This window comes from Eisenbergiella sp. OF01-20, from assembly GCF_003478085.1.
In the GTDB taxonomy this organism is placed as follows: Bacteria; Bacillota; Clostridia; order Lachnospirales; family Lachnospiraceae; genus Eisenbergiella.
This window is the reverse complement of sequence record NZ_QUES01000065.1, coordinates 1-17,173: the sequence shown is the minus strand read 5'-3', so window position 1 is coordinate 17,173 and position 17,173 is coordinate 1. Positions and strand designations below refer to the sequence as shown.

General features: G+C 51.0%; 12 protein-coding genes. 10 read left to right on the top strand and 2 right to left on the bottom strand.

Annotated elements, in window-relative coordinates:
• The 10 genes from DXA36_RS31870 to DXA36_RS31825 form a co-directional block, all read left to right on the top strand.
• A partial coding sequence (locus DXA36_RS31870) for an extracellular solute-binding protein (protein ID WP_118683536.1) occupies positions 1–1,624 on the top strand: 1,624 nt, incomplete at its 5' end.
• A 139-nt stretch (positions 1,625–1,763) separates the two neighbouring features.
• Positions 1,764–3,188, top strand: a complete 1,425-nt coding sequence (locus DXA36_RS31865; RefSeq protein ID WP_118683534.1) for an ABC transporter substrate-binding protein — start codon at positions 1,764–1,766, stop codon at positions 3,186–3,188.
• A gap of 20 nt (positions 3,189–3,208) precedes the next feature.
• Positions 3,209–4,990 (top strand): cache domain-containing sensor histidine kinase, encoded by a 1,782-nt coding sequence (locus DXA36_RS31860; protein ID WP_182479352.1) that lies wholly within the window; start codon positions 3,209–3,211, stop codon positions 4,988–4,990.
• Between the two features lie 6 nt (positions 4,991–4,996).
• Positions 4,997–6,496: a response regulator transcription factor gene (locus DXA36_RS31855; RefSeq protein ID WP_118683530.1), complete on the top strand. Its 1,500-nt coding sequence runs from the start codon at positions 4,997–4,999 to the stop codon at positions 6,494–6,496.
• Positions 6,497–6,561: 65 nt separating this feature from the next.
• Positions 6,562–8,895, top strand: coding sequence for an ABC transporter permease (locus DXA36_RS31850; RefSeq protein WP_118683528.1), 2,334 nt, complete (start codon positions 6,562–6,564; stop codon positions 8,893–8,895).
• 192 nt (positions 8,896–9,087) lie between these two features.
• Positions 9,088–9,444: a SpoVA/SpoVAEb family sporulation membrane protein gene (locus DXA36_RS31845; protein WP_118683540.1), complete on the top strand. Its 357-nt coding sequence runs from the start codon at positions 9,088–9,090 to the stop codon at positions 9,442–9,444.
• Between the two features lie 326 nt (positions 9,445–9,770).
• Positions 9,771–10,451, top strand: coding sequence for a winged helix-turn-helix domain-containing protein (locus DXA36_RS31840; protein ID WP_118683538.1), 681 nt, complete (start codon positions 9,771–9,773; stop codon positions 10,449–10,451).
• A 3-nt stretch (positions 10,452–10,454) separates the two neighbouring features.
• Positions 10,455–11,849: a sensor histidine kinase gene (locus DXA36_RS31835; RefSeq protein WP_118683526.1), complete on the top strand. Its 1,395-nt coding sequence runs from the start codon at positions 10,455–10,457 to the stop codon at positions 11,847–11,849.
• A 168-nt stretch (positions 11,850–12,017) separates the two neighbouring features.
• A complete protein-coding gene (locus DXA36_RS31830; RefSeq protein WP_118683524.1) occupies positions 12,018–13,469 on the top strand; it encodes a DUF6034 family protein in 1,452 nt (483 codons plus the stop codon).
• A 251-nt stretch (positions 13,470–13,720) separates the two neighbouring features.
• Positions 13,721–16,189 (top strand): beta-mannosidase, encoded by a 2,469-nt coding sequence (locus DXA36_RS31825; RefSeq protein ID WP_118683522.1) that lies wholly within the window; start codon positions 13,721–13,723, stop codon positions 16,187–16,189.
• A gap of 71 nt (positions 16,190–16,260) precedes the next feature.
• On the opposite strand, the gene DXA36_RS31820 is transcribed toward DXA36_RS31825, so the two are convergent.
• Together DXA36_RS31820 and DXA36_RS31815 are read right to left on the bottom strand one after the other, a co-directional pair.
• A complete protein-coding gene (locus DXA36_RS31820; RefSeq protein WP_118683520.1) occupies positions 16,261–16,593 on the bottom strand; it encodes a hypothetical protein in 333 nt (110 codons plus the stop codon).
• Complete coding sequence (locus tag DXA36_RS31815; protein WP_118683518.1) at positions 16,594–16,896, bottom strand: DUF2089 family protein; 303 nt, start codon at positions 16,894–16,896, stop codon at positions 16,594–16,596.
• Between the last annotated feature and the right edge of the window lie 277 nt (positions 16,897–17,173).

Genomic DNA, 17,173 nt, shown 5'->3' with positions numbered 1-17,173 from the left:
CGGGGCAGGAACAGCGGATACCGCCGCCCCTTCGGCAGCAGGGGAGAGCGGTGAGGTTGTGGTGAACGAAACCGGGTATCCCATTACCAGTGAGGAAATTACCGTAACGGCGGCCGGTCCCATGCCGTCAGGCTGTGAGGACTGGACGCAGCTGGCTGTAATTGATGAGTATGCCGGCCGGCTGGGAATCCGCCTGGACTGCGAATTCTATGAGACGGACTGGGAGACGCAGCTGACCTTAAAGGTAGCGGGGGATGAGCTTCCGGATATGCTGGTGGGATGCTCCATGAATGTCAGCGATGTCAATGAATGGGGAGGGGAAGGGTATTTCCTGGATCTGAGCGAATATCTGGATCAGATGCCTAACCTGAAGGCGTATTTTGAAAAATATCCGGAACTGGAAGCCTATTGTACCACATCGGATGGTCATATTTACGGCCTTCCCAAGCTGCGGGTTGATATGACGGACCGGCTTACCAGAAGTTTTATCAACAAGCAGTGGCTGGAAAACCTGGGACTTTCCGTACCCACATCCATCGATGAATACTATGACGTGCTGGTTGCCTTTAAGGAACAGGATGCCAATGGAAACGGGGATCCGGACGATGAGATCCCGCTGCTGTTTACCTCCGACGCAGGCGGCTACACGGCGTTGGAAAAGACGCTGCTGGATGCCTATGGGATCTTCACCTCCGATCCCAACTACGCCCTTCAGGCGGATGAAAACGGAAAGGTAGAGCTGGCAAACACCAATGACACTTATAAAGAATATCTGAAATTTATGCATAAACTGTATGCGGAAGGCCTGATGGAACAGGAAGCCTTCACAATAACCAGTGACGAAATTACCACAAAACAGCAGGGAGATGTATACGGTTCCTTCGGCTGCGGCTCCGCCCCTTTTGTCATGGCGAATAAAGATATCAGCTATGATGCCAACTGGGCGGCTTTGGCGGGTCTGTCTTCCGACGTTCATACGGAAAGGGAAGCCGGAATTGCCAGCCCTGTTGTGAACAATATTCTTATTGCTGTGAACGGGAATACCAAATATCCGGAAGCGCTGGCCCGCTTTGTGGATTATTTCTACACGGAGGAAGGTATGCTTTCCGCTACAAAGGGCTATGAGGGCGTTACCCTTGATATGGTGGATGATGAGCTGCTGGGGACCAAGGTCCCGGAAATGCGGATTCCGGAAGGGTATGCTTCCGGAGAGGAATACCGTTATAAAGGCGCTGTCCTGAATGAAGCGCTGAATCTGGTGGAAAAGAACATCGACCGCCAGGCCATGTTTGAAAGCAGCAGAGAGGTCCTGCAGAAGCCGGAGTTCGTTGAAAAATACGGATGGGCCGCCCGGGTTATCGATGCCTTTAAAGAAGAAGGGGTAACCGGTGTGGACGCCTATCCTGTGGTATCCTATACCGCGGAAGAGGTGGAAGAAAGAGGAGCCGTGTATAAAGATATTACCACATACCTGAAACAGGCGAGGGCGCAGTTTATTACCGGCGAACTGGATCTGGATAAGGACTGGGAAACATATACGAATACTCTGGACCAGATGAATCTGGGACGGCTGCTGGAAATCGAGCAGGCTGCCTATGATCGTTATGCGGCTGTCAAAGACTGACGGCTGAAACGGATGAAAAGTTCCTCTTGAATGATACCGTATTCATTCAAGGGGGGCTTTTTGCAGATTATACAAAGGGATACAGAAGAAGGAAGCGTAGGCGCAGGACAGGGAATAAGCGCCGCCGCAGGGGCATAGTATGATAGTATCATGGGATAAAATCCCCCCTTTCGGCGCCGGGCTTACAGAGGTACGGACAGGGATATGGCAGCTGTCGGAGGTGAAAATGAGAAGGAAAAAAGGGATCTTATGGATACTGCTGTCTGCAATGCTTCTGGGAGGCCTTGCAGGCTGCCGGAGGCCCGGAGGGGGATCGGAAATGACGGATGCCGTTTCGGTGAAGGAAAGCCCGGAGGAAAGCGGGGATGGGGAAGATAAAGAATTTTCGGGGATAACGCTTACCATGCTTAACTTTTCCTCTGCCACGCCCGCAGGTGTCTTGGCAAAGACCTGCGCTGCGGCGGAAGAAAAGTTCGGCTTCCGGATCGAAATAGAGCCGTGCTACGATGATAATGTGGTTCGGACAAGGCTGGCAACGGGAGAGTGCCCGGATCTGTTGATCTATAATACGGGAAGCCTGCTGTATTCCCTGAATCCATCGGAATTTTTTCTGGATCTCACCGATACCGGGATGGCCGAAACCCTTGACAAGGATTTTATCCGTGCGGCGAGCGTGGATGGTGTCCTGTACGGAATTCCCCAATGTGACGGCATGGGAGCCGGCGTGTTTTATAATAAGGAGCTTTATCAGGAATACGGTCTGGGGGTGCCGGAAACGTGGGAGGAATTCAAGGGGAATCTGGAGGTGCTGCAAAATGCCGGTGTGGATGCCATGGGAATCGCCCTGAACGAACTGGTGTCTTCCCAACTCCCCTTCCTGGCGGATAATTACCAGGTCATGTATGATAACCCGGATTTTGCACGGGAATTTACAGCAGGCAAAACAGGTTTTGCAGATTCCGAAGAAGGGCGGAGAACCTGGGAGCGGTATGAGGAACTGGTTCCGTATTTTAACAAAGATTGTGCTGCTGTGTCGATACCGGAACTGGAAAACCGTTTTTTTGGGAATGAGCTGGGCCATCTGATCTATTTTTCCAGCAAAATACCGGAGTGGATCCTGACCTATGGGGATAAAATCAATAAAATAGGGTTCTTTGCCATGCCCGGTGATACCGGAGAAGAAACGGGGCTGACCATCTGGCCGTCCAATGGGATTTACGGAAATAAGAAGAGCGAACATACGGAAGCGGTCACCGCCTTTCTGGAATGGTATATTTCGGAGGAAGGGCTGGACGTGCTGACTTCTTTTTATACGCCGGCGGGCATATTCCATACGGGGTACCGTCCGAAAGAGGAATCCATCGAACTGATTCAGGAGGTACAGAGGTATTATACGGAAGGGAAGGTCATACCGGCGCTGGAATATCTGACTCCCGTAAAAGGGATAAACTGCGCTTTTATCTGCAATAAACTGGGAAGCGGGCGGATCGGCGCCGGGGAAGCGGCGGAAGCATATGACGAGGAATGCAGAAAAGCGGCGCTGCAGATGGGGTTATGGGAGTAGTCTGCCGGGGAGGATGTGTATTGAAATTTCAGGCTAAAATGAGAATCGTATATATTGTCCTGGGGATATTGGCGGCGGTTGTTTCCGGCTGTATCTATTATTCCACCAGCGCGGATAAAATCTATGAGCGGGAGATGCACAATCTCTCCTTCAGCGCCTCCCAGCTGAACCAGCAATATGACGAAATGATTAAATCAATGGAAGATATCAGCTATTACCTGCTCAGCGATGCGGACATGCTGGCCGCCATTACTTCGATTTCCTCCATGGTGCGTTCGGAGAATACGGAAAATTATTTTCAGGATGCGGAAAAAGAGATTAGGACACGGCAGAATAATGATTATATCAGAAAACGGTTTTACCGGGTGATATTCTGCAACGATAATTGTGATCCCATTGGGAATAACGAGGATATCCGCAGAGGGGTAAACTATAAAGAGATGCCCTGGTATGAAAAGGCGGAGAAAAATACCGATACCTACACCACTATCGGCCTGCACTGGGATCCCTGGGGACTCGAGGATGTCCAGGTTTTTTCGGTCATTAAACAGATACAGGGAAAGAACATGGGATACATCGAGGTCCAGCAGAGCGTGGACAAGGTGCGTGAAAAGCTTCGCACCGCGGATGAAGATCTGAAGGTATGCCTGATGAACGGGGAGGGGGAGCTGCTTTACTGGAATACCCAGGTGGATATGGAGTTCTGCCGCAGCCTGTGCGGCCGGGGAGAGGCTGCGGCGGGCAGATTTCCCGGAAGGGACGGGACGGAATACCTGGCGGCCGGCGTATATAATGAAGAGGCGGAAACCATGGTCCTGGTTTATAAAAACAGCTCCATTATTCAGGATGACATGATGCATATTATGTCCATGACCCTGTTTTTGGTGGGGGCCATGCTGCTGTTTTCCATGCTGTATGTCGCCATATCCACCAGGCATTTAACCAAATCCATGCTCCAGCTGCAGAATGTCCTGGAAAATACGAGCCTGGAGACACTGAACCGATCCGAACCGCTGGAATTCGGCAATGAAAATGATGAATTCCAGCAGATAGGCCAGGTATATGAAGAGATGAGGAGCCGGCTGCGCAGAGCTATCGCCAGGGAAAGCCAGCTGCTTACGCTGCAGCTGCAGGCACAATTCGATATGCTCCAGGCGCAGGTCAACCCTCATTTTATCTATAACGCGTTGAATGTGATATCCAGCAGGGGGATCCTGGATGATGATGAGGTGCTCTGTGACATGTGTGACGACCTTGCCGGCCTGCTCCGGTATTCCACCGATACCAAAGAAAAATATGCCTCCATAAAGGCGGAGCTTATGTATCTGGAACTGTATTTTTCCCTGCTCAAATACCGGTATGAACATAAGCTGGAGTATACCATCGGGCTGGAGGAAAGCATTGCAGGGCAGAGGGTGCCGAAGCTGGTGATCCAGCAGCTGGCGGAAAACAGTATCAATCATGGATATGCCAACAGCAGCAGAGTGATGAAGCTTTCCGTGGCGGGATATCAGGAAGGGCGGTATTGGTACATCCGGATCCGGGACAACGGGGAAGGATTTTCCGGGGAGGTTCTGGAGCGGCTGACGGAAGAAATAGCGAAGCTGAAGCAGGATCTTCTGGATAACCGCCAGAATGTGGAAATGAAAATCGGAGGCATGGGGATTTTAAATACCTATGCCCGTCTGTATCTTTTATACGGAGAGGATCTGATCTTCCGGATAACCAACCGGGAGGAAGGCGGCGCTGAAATTCTAATCGGTTGTAACCGTTCTGCAATACAGGAAGAAAGGAATGTTTAACATAATATGTATCAGGTATTTATAGCGGAAGATGAACCGGCTGCCCTGCAGCATCTTTGTACAATCATAAAAATCAAATGCCCGGATTTCCAGGTGGCGGGGACGGCGGAAAACGGGAAAAGCGCCCTGGAACAGCTGGAAGAGCTGAACCCGGATATCCTGATCACGGATGTCAGAATGCCGGTCATGGACGGCATAGCCCTGGTGAAGCGGGTGAAGGAAAAATATCCGGATATTCTTTCCGTTATCGTCAGCGGCTATCAGGAATTCTCCTATGCCCAGTCGGCGCTGCGCTATGGGGTCTGTGACTATATCCTGAAGCCCGTAAAGCCGTCCGCCCTCCAGGAAAGCATGCGCATCCTTGAGGGGAAACTGGATGAATATTACTATGGGCTGCGCAATCAGGTTATCCGGGACATGTGTACCGGTACTTTTTCGGAATCACCGCGTTTTTACCGGATATTTTCAGAGGATGAATATTATATCGCCCTGCTGCGTAAAAACAGCCTGCCGAGAAGATTTGTCGAATCCAGGGGAATTGAAATTTTCTCCATCAAAGAAGAGCAGATGATGGTATATGGAAGAGATGAAGTGGAAGCCCTCTATATCTGTCCGGGGAAGCTGCTGTTCCATAACAGCTTTTACCAGCTTATGCTGCATCTGCTGGAAAAAGAAAAGCGCACGCTGGCCTTTTATACGCTGGTTCTCAAAGAAACCCCCGTCCGGGCCGGGGAGCTTTCCCATGTCATACGAAGCTTATATTATACGTTGGATCACAGGCTCATCATCGGTAAAAACCAAATCATTGATGTGGATCAGACTTTTCCCGGGACGGAACAGAAGGCGGAGGCGGACAGTGTCATGTGGAACCGGCTGAAATTTCTCATAAAGGAGCGGGATTACAGGCAGATGGAAGCGGAAATCCCGGCACTCTTTGCCTGTTGGGAGGAGAAGGGATACACCCAGTTGTATGTGGAGGAAAAGGTGCGGGAAATCTTCCGTATCTTCCGCAGTGAAAACATGTTGAATGAATCGGTGGAAAACAGTGAATATATTATAGACGACGCGTTTTATTATGCGGAAAATATGAATAAGCTGGCAGACAATATCTGCCAGCTTCTGTGCAGGAACCGGATGGAAGAGGTACAGCGGAGCAAAATCGACACCCCGGAATTTTTCGGCAGGATAGAAGCCTACATAAAAGAACACCTGTCGGAGCCGCTTTCCGCACAGAAAATATGCACGGTCTTCGGAATTTCCCAGACCTATCTGAGCCGCCTGTTCCGGAAATACAGCAATACAAGCTTCAGCAAACGGCTGGCGGTTTTCCGTGTGGAAAAGGCCAGGGAAATCATGGAAGGAAATAAGGATCTGTTTATCAAGGATGTGGCATCCATGGTAGGGTTTGCCGATCAGTTTTATTTCAGCCGGATATTCCGTTCGGTGACCGGGGTCAGCCCGGCGGAATATCTGAAGGAAAAAAAGACGAACCTTACGGAATTGTAAGCTGCTGTTCACCGGACAGTAAGACTGAGCTGCTATACTTTCTCCAGGGAAAGGATGGGAAGCATATGAAAAACTATCTGGGCTTAATTACCTTATCGGCCGGTATCCACAGAAAGCAGAGCCGGATGACACGTATCTGCATTATGCTTGCGGTATTTCTGGTAACGGTAATGTTCGGCCTTGCGGACGGGTATCTGCAGGGAGAAATCAGAAGAGCGGCATACATGAATGGAAACTGGCATTATGGGTTTTCTTTGACCGGGGAAACCATGGCGGAGTTTATAGCCGGCCTGCCGGAGGTAAACGTATCCGGCTGGCAGCTCTTTGCCTCTGGGGATGCCGGTTATACTTATGCCGGTCAGCCGTTGGCGCTCGTGGGACAGGAGGGGCAGGTATCCGCAAGGCTTTTTCCGGGCATGCTGACGGAAGGCACGTATCCCGACAGGGAGGATGAGATCGCCGTTTCATCTGTTTTCAAAGAAAGCCATGCTCTGAAGCCGGGTGATTCCTTTGTGCTGACACTCCCCGGCGGCGGCAGCGCTTCCTTTACCGTCAGCGGGTTCCTGGAAGGATCGGCTGCCGGCTGTCTTCTTTCCGGGGAAAGCAGGATAGCGTGCCTGACTGCAGCAGGTATGCAGGCGCTTGCAGGCAGTTCCGGCAATGCGCCGGCCGGATGCCGGTATGTGGTACAGTTTTCCCGGTTTGCCAATATACAGAAGGCGGCTTCGTATATCCAAAGCCAGCTTTCTTTATCTCCAGGGCAGGTGGTGGAAAATGAAATCCTTTTAAGCATGCTGGGGCAGAAGGATGGCAGCAATATATCCCGGATTTATGGGATTGCCCTTTTCCTTTCCGGCATTGTCATGCTCACCTGTGTCCTGATGATTGCGGGGAGTATGAACAGTAATGTGATACAGAGGACAGAATTCTTCGGGAGACTGCGCTGCCTGGGAGCGACAAGAAGGCAGATCATGCGCTTTGTACAGCGGGAAGGTCTGTATTGGTGTAAAAGTGCCATTCCTGCCGGCATTGCCGCTGCGGTTGCAGTGGTATGGGCGGTATCTGCCATGATGCGGGCAATCAGCCCGGAACGGCTTTCCTATATGCCGGTTTTCGGTATCAGCCCCATCAGCATTGCCGCCGGTGTGTCCCTTGGGCTTCTTACCGTACTTTTGGCAGGCCGTTCGCCGGCGGGAAAAGCGGCACGGGTATCCCCGCTGACGGCTGTTTCGGGGAATGCCGGATATGGAAAAGGCCTCCGGAAATGTACAGGTATCCGCTTTTTCAAAATAGAAACCTCTTTGGGGGTTCTTCATGCATGGGAAGCCGGAAAGATTTTTTTCCTGATGGCAGGCGCTTATGCGGTCTGCATTATCCTTTTTCTGGCATTCTCCACCATTACGGATTTCGTGAAAAATGCAATGCAGCCCCTGCCATGGACGCCGGAGCTTTCCGTTGTAAGTGCGGACAATACCTGCTCCATCGAAAAGAGCCTTTTTACGGCGGTCAAAGAAAACAGCAGGGTTAAACGCGCTTACAGCCGTATGTTTGCCTATGATATCCCTGGTATCATAGGCGGCAGCACCGGACTGATAAACCTGATTTCCTATGAAGAAAACCAGTTCGCATGGGCGCAAGGATCCCTCGCGGAGGGTGCGGTTGAACCGGTAATGCAAGAAGAAAACCAGGTATTACTGGTAGCCGGCACTTCCGCCGTCCATGCCGGGGATCGGATTTCGCTGACGGTAAACGGCCGGGAGCATACGGTTACCGTAGCCGGGATTTTATCGGATTCCCCACTGGCGCGCGGGGATGGACGCGAAACGGTTATCTGTTCCGAGCAGACCTTTACCGGGCTTACCGGGCAGGAAGATTACACAATTATTGACGTTCAGTTTCAGCGAAATGCCTCCGCCGGTGATGTGGCCGCGGTGAAGGCCCTGTTTACGGAAGGAGTGGTTTTTTCGGATAAATTCCTGCCGGTCCGGGAGCAGAAGGATTTCTATACGGCGTTTTCCCTGCTTGCCTATGGCTTCCTTTTTATCATTGCATCAATAACCGTGTTCCATATCAGGAATACCATTGCCATGAGCGCGGCAGCAAGGCAGAAGCAATATGGTGTGATGCGGGCAATCGGCATGAGCGACAGGCAGCTGGTAAAGATGATGCTGGCCGAGACGGTATCCTGCGCTGCCTGCGGATGTGTGGCAGGGTGCGTTCTGGGAATCCCTCTTCATTGGGTCCTTTTTGCCAGCCTGATCACAACCTTCTGGGGCATTCCCTTCGCCGCAGCAGGAACGATTACAGGTATCGTATTCATTACCGCTTTGCTTGCCGTTTATGGTCCCGCCAGGCACATTTGCCGTATGCCGGCAGTAGAAATTATCCGCGCACAATAACTTGCCTGTCCGGATGTCTCATGCCTTTTCCGTCCCGGGGACACCGCTCTGCGGACGGGCGGAAGGCCATTGGGCACCTGCGAAGTTTGCGTTGCGGAATTTAAAAAAAATGGAAAGCGGGTATAATTTTTGTGAATTGCTCCATAATACAGGATAGATGAAATGATTTTTGTACAGATTGGAGCGATAGAAATGGATTATATAAATGCTTTTTGGGTAGGCGGACTGATTTGCGCGCTTGTACAGATATTGATGGAAAAAACCAAGCTGATGCCCGGGCGGATTATGGTTCTGCTGGTATGTACCGGAGCTTTGCTGGGGGCCGTCGGCCTGTATGAACCATTTCAGGAATTCGCGGGGGCAGGCGCCAGCGTACCGCTGCTGGGCTTCGGAAATACGCTGATGAAGGGTGTGAAGGAAGCGGTGGATGAACAGGGCTTTCTCGGCTTGTTTGCCGGCGGCTTCAAGGCCGGGGCCGTAGGGACGGCGGCGGCGCTTATATTCGGATACCTGGCTTCGCTTATTTTCAGCCCTAAAATGAAAAAATAAAGAACCTGCGCCGTTACGGCACGGAAAGGAAAGGCACCGTTCTTGTGAGTCGGAACATATCCGGCGGCAGAATGGTGTTTTTTGCATGGGATAGCTGCCGTTACTGTTCACTCAGTACTGTGCATTTACTGCACAGTACGTGAGAAAGTGATTCAAGTGTGCATAAATCCTATCGCCGTAGGCGATTTTAATGGATTTATGCAGGTTACTGGTCACGGAGTGAACAGTAACCAGCTGCCAGAGAATGGTAACATATGTTTACATTTTGGTGCTTTTTTTACGTGCATTCTGTGTTACACTTGAAAGGGAAAAAGGCGGGAGTGAACATGAAAACAAAAATATTGGTAATAGAGGATGACACGGCGATTTCCGAGCTTATCTGCATGAATCTGGAGGCCGCCGGCTATGACCCTGTGCCTCTGTTCGATGGAGAAGAGGCGGAAGCGGCTGTGCTGCGGGAAAAGGAAAAAGAGGAAAGCCTTCCGGGGTATGCACTGGCCCTGCTGGATATCATGCTTCCCGGAAAAGACGGTTTCCAGCTTATGGATGCCATGCAGGCGGCCGGAATCCCTGTGATATATCTGACGGCAAAGGCGGATGTGGTATCCAAGGTGCATGGCCTGCGGGCGGGAGCGGAGGATTACATAGTCAAGCCCTTTGAGGTGCTGGAACTGTTGGTGCGCATCGAAAAGGTCCTGCAGCGTACCGGACGGGGCAGGGAAGTGATAGAAATACGGGATGTGCGCATCGACAGGAAGGAGCACAAGGTAAGCAAAGGGGGAAAGCCGGTGGCGTTAAAACCCATGGAATACGAACTGCTTGTGCTGCTTGCCGGAAATAAAAACGTGGCATTTTCCAGGGAGCAGCTTCTGAGCCAGGTGTGGGGAAGCGATTACATGGGCGAAACAAGGACGGTGGATGTACATATCGGGCGCCTGCGTAAAAAGCTGGACTTTTTTGAGGTGATCCGGACGATCCCCAAGACTGGCTACCGGCTGGAGGATTAGGAAATGAAGCTTTGGAAGAAATTATCCCTGGTAACCACGGCCACGCTGTTTCTGGCGACCGGGCTATCCGGTGCCGCGGTGATCGGACAGACATTACGCTATAACGTGGAGAAAACCACCGAAAGCTACGAGCAGCAGCTGCAGGCCGCCGCCTATGCGCTGGGCAGGGAAATCGGGGAAAGTGAGCTTTTGGGTTACAGTGAGGCTACCAGAAGCTCTTTTTTTAATTACCTCATAAAAAAATACGGGGCCTCCCGGTATATTCTCGTAAAGGAAGAGGAAGTGCTCTGCAACCTTACGGATTTTGAACTGGTCCATCCCGGGGACGAACGGTGGGGCCATGCAGAACCGGCTGTGGATACCAGGGAGGTGGGGGAAAGACGGATCCTGATAATGGGGAAAAAAATTCCCATGGATTCCCCCGCGGACTACCGGCTGGTACTGGTGGCGGATATTTCCGGGGTTTATGAGGATATGGAAAAGCAGGCCGCGCTGTTTCTGGAGATTTATCTGGCGGCGGCGGGCATATCGGTGCTGGTTATTTTCCTGCTTACCAGAAGGCTGCTGTCCCCTCTGCGTGAGCTGAAAAGGGCGGCCTCCGATATCAGTGAAGGCGTCCTGAACCGCCGCGCCGGAGTGAAATCCCGGGATGAGGTGGGAGAGATGGCGGCCTCCTTTAACCGGATGGCGGAGCGGATAGAAGAGCAGGTAACCCAGCTGGAACAGGTCTCCTTGCAGCGCAAGCAGCTTCTGGGCAGCCTTACCCATGAATTGAAAACACCTATGACATCCATTATCGGCTATTCTGACACCCTGCTCCATGTGAAAGTGGATCAGGAGCGCCGGGACAAGGCCCTGATCCATATCCATGAGGAATGCCGCAGGCTGGAACGTCTTTCCGGCAAGCTCATGAGCCTGATCGGACTGTATGACAATGACAGTATCCATATGGAGGAAGTGGATATCGGAGTGCTTTTTGCAAACGTCGCCCGGATGGAGCAGTATCAGCTCAGGGAGAAGGGAATGCGCCTGGAAACGAGAGCCGGAGGGCAGGTATACAAGCTGGATAAGGATCTTTTTGAAAGCCTCCTGCTCAATCTCATCGACAATGCCATAAAAGCCGGAAAGGAAGGGGACCGCATCCTGCTGGAAGCCCGGGAAGGGGAAATCCGTGTTTCCGATCAGGGGAAGGGGATTCCCGAAGAGGAGATATCCCGTGTTACCGAAGCTTTTTATATGGTGGATAAATCCCGGAGCAAAAAAGAGGGGGGCATCGGTCTGGGGCTTGCCCTGTGCAGCCAGATAGCCGCGCTGCATCATGCCAGATTGCATATAGAAAGCAAAGCGGGGCAGGGAACCCGGGTTTCCGTGCTTTTTGAACAGCAGTTTCTCTGCTGAATGGTGTACCGTTACGTTCGTACCTCCACAGTTACAAAATGTTTACATACTGCTGTATACTTTTTACGTTCCTGCGGGGTACAGTAAGGATGCCGGGACGCTGCGGAAGCGGTAACCGGCAGAGTAAGGAACGGAAAACGGTTCCAAAGATAAAGAGAGGGAAAAGAGATGGCAGGAAAAAGATGGGCTGCTGCGGCAGCGATTATGGGACTTGTATTAACCATTCCGGTAGGATGTGAGTCGGGAAAGGATGTTTCTGCGGGGCAGACGCAATCCGCACAGGAGGATTTGGTGGTGCCTAAATCCCAGGAAAGCACCGCCCCTGTGCAGACGGCAAAGGAAGGGGATATTGCATCGCAGGTACAGGCCCCCGATATTTTCGAACTGCAGTTTTCGGACGATACCGGACGGATGCAGGTAGAGGTAAAAGCGGATGTAATCATTCCGGCGGCGGACGGGTTCCGGCTGAAAACCGTTACCAGCCGGATTTTCACCCAGGAGGACTATGACACGGTCAACCGGGTGCTCCTGCAGGGCGGCAGTCTCTGGGACAGGGTGGTGGACGAAAACGATCCGGCCCATGGATTTACCAGGGCGGAGATTGAGGAACGGATTGCTATTCTGAAGGAAGAAAAGGAATCCGGGGAATCCTATGTGGATCAATACGGGGACGGAAAGGATTACGACAAGAAAATAGCGGAATTCGAAGCGATGCTGGAGGCGGCGCCGGAAACCGCACAGATTCGGGATATAGAGCCTATTGTTCGGTTTGAGGTGAATGCTGCGGAAAACGGGAATCCGGATGCAAATATGCTGTCAGGCTATGTGACCATGGACGGAAAGGATTATTTTACCGTATTGGATAATAACATTCATCCTAACTGGAGATGGATTTCTTTTTCCACGGAATATACCGGTAAGGGAAGCAACTATCTTCCAGGACTGACAGACGGGGAAACGCAAGGGAAACTGGATATACCCCCAGCGGAAATTGAGCAGAAAGCCGCAGAGGCTATGGAGCAGATGGGGCTTACGGAATTTAAGTCCTGCGGCGGGGAATATTTTACCTCGTTTACCGAAGAAAAAGGGAAAATGGTTCCCCTTGCATATGCCTATGGCGTACACTTTACCAGAGTGATTGACGGGATCCCCGTTACCTATACCAACAACGACGGTACGACGGTAGAAGGGAACAATGCTTCCTGGCCCTACGAGCATATAAGCCTGGCTTATGATGATGAGGGGCTTGTAAGCTTCCGTTGGACGGATCCCTATACGGTAACGGATATGTCGGATGAATATGTTTTTCTCATGCCTTTTGAAGAAATCCAGCAGATTTTCCGGGAAATGATTCAGAAAAAATACAGCGATTTTGCACAGGCAGGGATAGATATGAAGTTTCAGGTAGAGGAAATCCGGCTGGGCTACATGCGTGTTATGGAAAAAGGAAATCCTACGGAAGGGACTATGGTACCGGTCTGGGATTTCCTGGGGACAAGGACAATGAACCATACCAATTCCGATGAGCCGTATACCGAAACCTTCGGCGGCCCCTTTGAGAGCTTTCTTACCATTAATGCCATGGACGGCACCGTGATTGACAGGGATTTGGGATATTGAGCAGGAAACGATAAATGGCCGGCAGTAACTGTAAAGGTACATAACAGTTACTGCCGGTGAAATTTTATAGGTCAATATAGTACAATAATCGGTCAAGAAAAAAGAAGAAAAGGCCGGGCAGAAGTGATAATTTGGTAGTATACCAATTAAAGGCCGGTCCCCTTCCGTAACAGTTCAGACAGCCCTTTGGGCCCTGCGGCATGAGGAAGAGGGAAAGGGGAAGAACCGTGACAGGAAGAAGGAGGAACAGGATGCAAATTCAGAAGCTGAATGAGAACTGGCAGATGTGCATCAACGGAACGGGGGAATTTCTGCCCGCCGCCGTACCGGGAAGCGTATACCAGGATCTGCTGGATAACGGAAGGATGGAGGATCCCTATTACCGGGACAATGAGCTGAAAGCCCTGAAAATCATGGACAATGATTTTACCTATGTTACCCGTTTTGATGTGCCGGAGGCTATCCGCGGGCGGGAATCCGTCCTGCTGCATTTTGACGGAATCGATACCATCGGGGATGTGTTCCTGAACGGAACGCTTCTTGGAAGCGTGAAAAACATGTACCGGACCTGGGAATTCCCGGTAAAGGAGCTGCTGCTTGCTGCCGGTAACGAACTGAAGGTGGTGCTTCATTCGCCCACCCGTTTCATCCGGGAGGCATATGAAGAACGGCCTGTGGAAGGCAGCTCCGATGCTATGAAGGGTTTCCCTTATCTGCGTAAGGCCCACTGTATGTTCGGCTGGGACTGGGGCCCCCGCCTTCCCGATGCGGGGATTTGGAGGGATGTGGATCTGATCGGCTTTGATACGGCCCGGCTGGACGGGGTATACCTTTCACAGGAGCACGGGGACGGCAGGGTTTCCCTGAAAGCCCGGATCGATGTGGATGTGTTGAAGGAAAACCACTCCTGCCGTTTCGGCAGAGAAGAAAAAGAACTGCAGGGCCTGACCTGGCGCATGAAGGTGGCGGATCCGGAGGGGAATGTAGTTTTTGAGGGGCTTTGTCCGGAAGAAGCGGTTATTGAGAACCCCCGTCTGTGGTGGCCTAACGGCTATGGAAGCCAGCCTTTGTACCAGGTGGATATCCAGCTTCTTAAAGAGGATTGTGTGCTGGATACCTGGAGCAGACGGATCGGGCTTCGTACCATGACCGTCCACACGGGAAAGGATGAATACGGCGAGCAGTTTGCACACGAAGTGAACGGCGTCCGTATATTTGCCATGGGCGCGGATTACATACCGGAGGATAACATCCTGCCCCGGGTAAAGCCGGAAAGAACCTACGATCTTTTAAAGCAGGCCAGGGATGCCAACTTTAACTGCATCCGCGTATGGGGCGGCGGCAATTACCCGTATGACGGCTTCTGGGATGCCTGCGATGAGCTGGGGCTGGTGGTATGGGAGGATTTCATGTTTGCCTGCGCGGTCTATGACCTCACGGAAGAATTTGAACAGGATATCACGGCGGAATTTATCGATAATATCAAAAGGATCCGCCATCATGCCTGCCTTGGCCTGTGGTGCGGGAACAACGAAATGGAGATGTTTGTAAATCAGGGACAGTGGGTTACCAGGCCCAAAGAAAAGAGCGACTATGTGAAGATGTATGAATACATCCTTCCTAAAGTGCTCAGGGAATACGACCCCAATACCTTCTACTGGCCTGCAAGCCCTTCCTCAGGCGGTGCCTTTGATGAGCCGAATGATGAAAACCGGGGAGACGTGCATTATTGGGATGTATGGCATGGAAATAAGCCCATCACGGAATACAGGAAGTTTTTCTTCCGCTATGTGTCCGAATTCGGCTTCCAGTCCTTCCCTTCCCTGAAAACGGTGGAAACCTTTACCGAACCGGAGGACAGGAATATTTTCTCCTACGTTATGGAAAAGCACCAGAGGAACCAGAGCGCCAACGGGAAAATTATGAACTACATGGAACAGACCTTCCTCTATCCCAATGATTTTGACACCACCCTGTATGCTTCCCAGCTTTTGCAGGCGGAGGCCATACGATACGGTGTGGAGCATTTTCGGAGAAACCGGGGAAGATGTATGGGAACCGTCATCTGGCAGCTGAACGACTGCTGGCCGGTGGCGAGCTGGGCCTCCATAGATTACTGCGGAAGATGGAAGGCACTGCATTATTATGCAAAACGTTTTTTTGCCCCGGTTATGCTTTCCTGCGCCGAGGAAGGGATCCTCACCCAGGATACCAATCCCAATGCGGAGCCTTATGAGGTAAAAAAATCCATCCGTCTCTGTGTTGCCAATGAAACCATGGAGGAGCAGCGCCTGCTGGTGAAATGGGCTCTGCGCAACAGCAAATCGGAGATCCTCCGGGAAGGGGAGGATGAGGTTACGGCAGCCCCCCTGTCCAGCGTCTGGCTTACAGAGCAGGATTGTATGGATGCGGATACCTACGGGGACTATGTGAGCTATGACTGCTATCGGGACGGACAACTTATTTCCGGCGGCTGTGTTATTTTCTGCGCGCCCAAGCATTACCGCTTTACGGATCCAAAGCTTACCGTCACGGCCGAAGGGGATGTGCTGACCGTGAAGTCCGTCGCCTATGCAAGAGGGGTGGAAATTACCAATGAAGCGGATGATATGCTTTTAGACGATAATTATTTCGACATGAGCGCCGGTGAAAGGAAAATCCGTATCCTGAAAGGCTCACCGGATGGGCTGAAAATCAGAAGTGTGTACAATATCCGGTAACAACACCGCCTGTTGCGCAGGCCTGTCCTGCTGCAATCTGTAAAAGGAAGAAAGCGTGCGCTTTCTTCCTTTTACAGATCCTGGATATTCATTTTATCCAGCTGCTTCTTTTGTTTTATTTTGTCCCTGCGGATGAAATAAATGACAAGAAGCAGCAGCGTGGAAAGATTGCCGGCCGCCAGGGTGCCTGCGATAAGTCCGATAATACTCCAGCCCGACATGTTTTCCGTGATAATCAGATTAAAAACCAAAAACAGGGAATAAAGAAAGGAAAGAAGGGGAAACAGTAACCCCGGTATCCGGCTTTCTCTTCCGGACAAATAGACCTGCAATACAATAGCGCCTGCGGCGGCAAGCAGGATAACGATCAAGGAAATCCATATCATAAGGGTACCAACTGCCATTTATAATTCCTCCCTGTGCATTTTTTTATATTCGTTTATCAGTATTTTGGCGGTATCAAAATCCAGCCGTTCGTTTATGGCAAGACGTTTGATGAGAGCGATATAAGGATCCTTTTCTGCTCCTTCGCTGAGCATGATCTTCTGGATCAGCTTATCCAGCCTCAGCCTGACCGTGGGATAGGTCACTCCGTACTGCTTTGCGATTTCCTTAAGCGAGCCGGAGGCCAAAAGAAACCTTTTCATAAAGGCCACATCCTCATCATCCAGATTAAGCATCCATTCCGGTACTATTTCGATTGCCATGGGAACTCCTCACTTTCATTATGTTAAATATATACTTTAATATTATTAAAGTCAATAGTGAAAATAATATTTATTTTTAAAAAGAAGATATCATGTAAAACAGATAATACTATACGGGGGAACGTAGAATAATAACCAATGACATGACGGTACCGGAAAAGAGGAGTTGACTTTCTGCCAATACTACCTGTCTTTGGTATCAGACATTAAAAAATGGCGTTAATTGATTGAAAAATAAAAGCTGTTGCGGTGAATGTGAAACCCGCAACAGCTTTTT

What these genes read in the sequence shown, in the direction of transcription:
- DXA36_RS31850 (WP_118683528.1), top strand. Translation starts at nt 6,562, where the DNA reads ATGAAAAACTATCTGGGCTTAATTACCTTATCGGCCGGTATCCACAGA.
- DXA36_RS31820 (WP_118683520.1), bottom strand. Translation starts at nt 16,593, where the DNA reads ATGGCAGTTGGTACCCTTATGATATGGATTTCCTTGATCGTTATCCTG.
- DXA36_RS31835 (WP_118683526.1), top strand. Translation starts at nt 10,455, where the DNA reads ATGAAGCTTTGGAAGAAATTATCCCTGGTAACCACGGCCACGCTGTTT.
- DXA36_RS31830 (WP_118683524.1), top strand. Translation starts at nt 12,018, where the DNA reads ATGGCAGGAAAAAGATGGGCTGCTGCGGCAGCGATTATGGGACTTGTA.
- DXA36_RS31815 (WP_118683518.1), bottom strand. Translation starts at nt 16,896, where the DNA reads ATGGCAATCGAAATAGTACCGGAATGGATGCTTAATCTGGATGATGAG.
- DXA36_RS31865 (WP_118683534.1), top strand. Translation starts at nt 1,764, where the DNA reads ATGATAGTATCATGGGATAAAATCCCCCCTTTCGGCGCCGGGCTTACA.
- DXA36_RS31840 (WP_118683538.1), top strand. Translation starts at nt 9,771, where the DNA reads ATGAAAACAAAAATATTGGTAATAGAGGATGACACGGCGATTTCCGAG.
- DXA36_RS31855 (WP_118683530.1), top strand. Translation starts at nt 4,997, where the DNA reads ATGTATCAGGTATTTATAGCGGAAGATGAACCGGCTGCCCTGCAGCAT.
- DXA36_RS31825 (WP_118683522.1), top strand. Translation starts at nt 13,721, where the DNA reads ATGCAAATTCAGAAGCTGAATGAGAACTGGCAGATGTGCATCAACGGA.
- DXA36_RS31845 (WP_118683540.1), top strand. Translation starts at nt 9,088, where the DNA reads ATGGATTATATAAATGCTTTTTGGGTAGGCGGACTGATTTGCGCGCTT.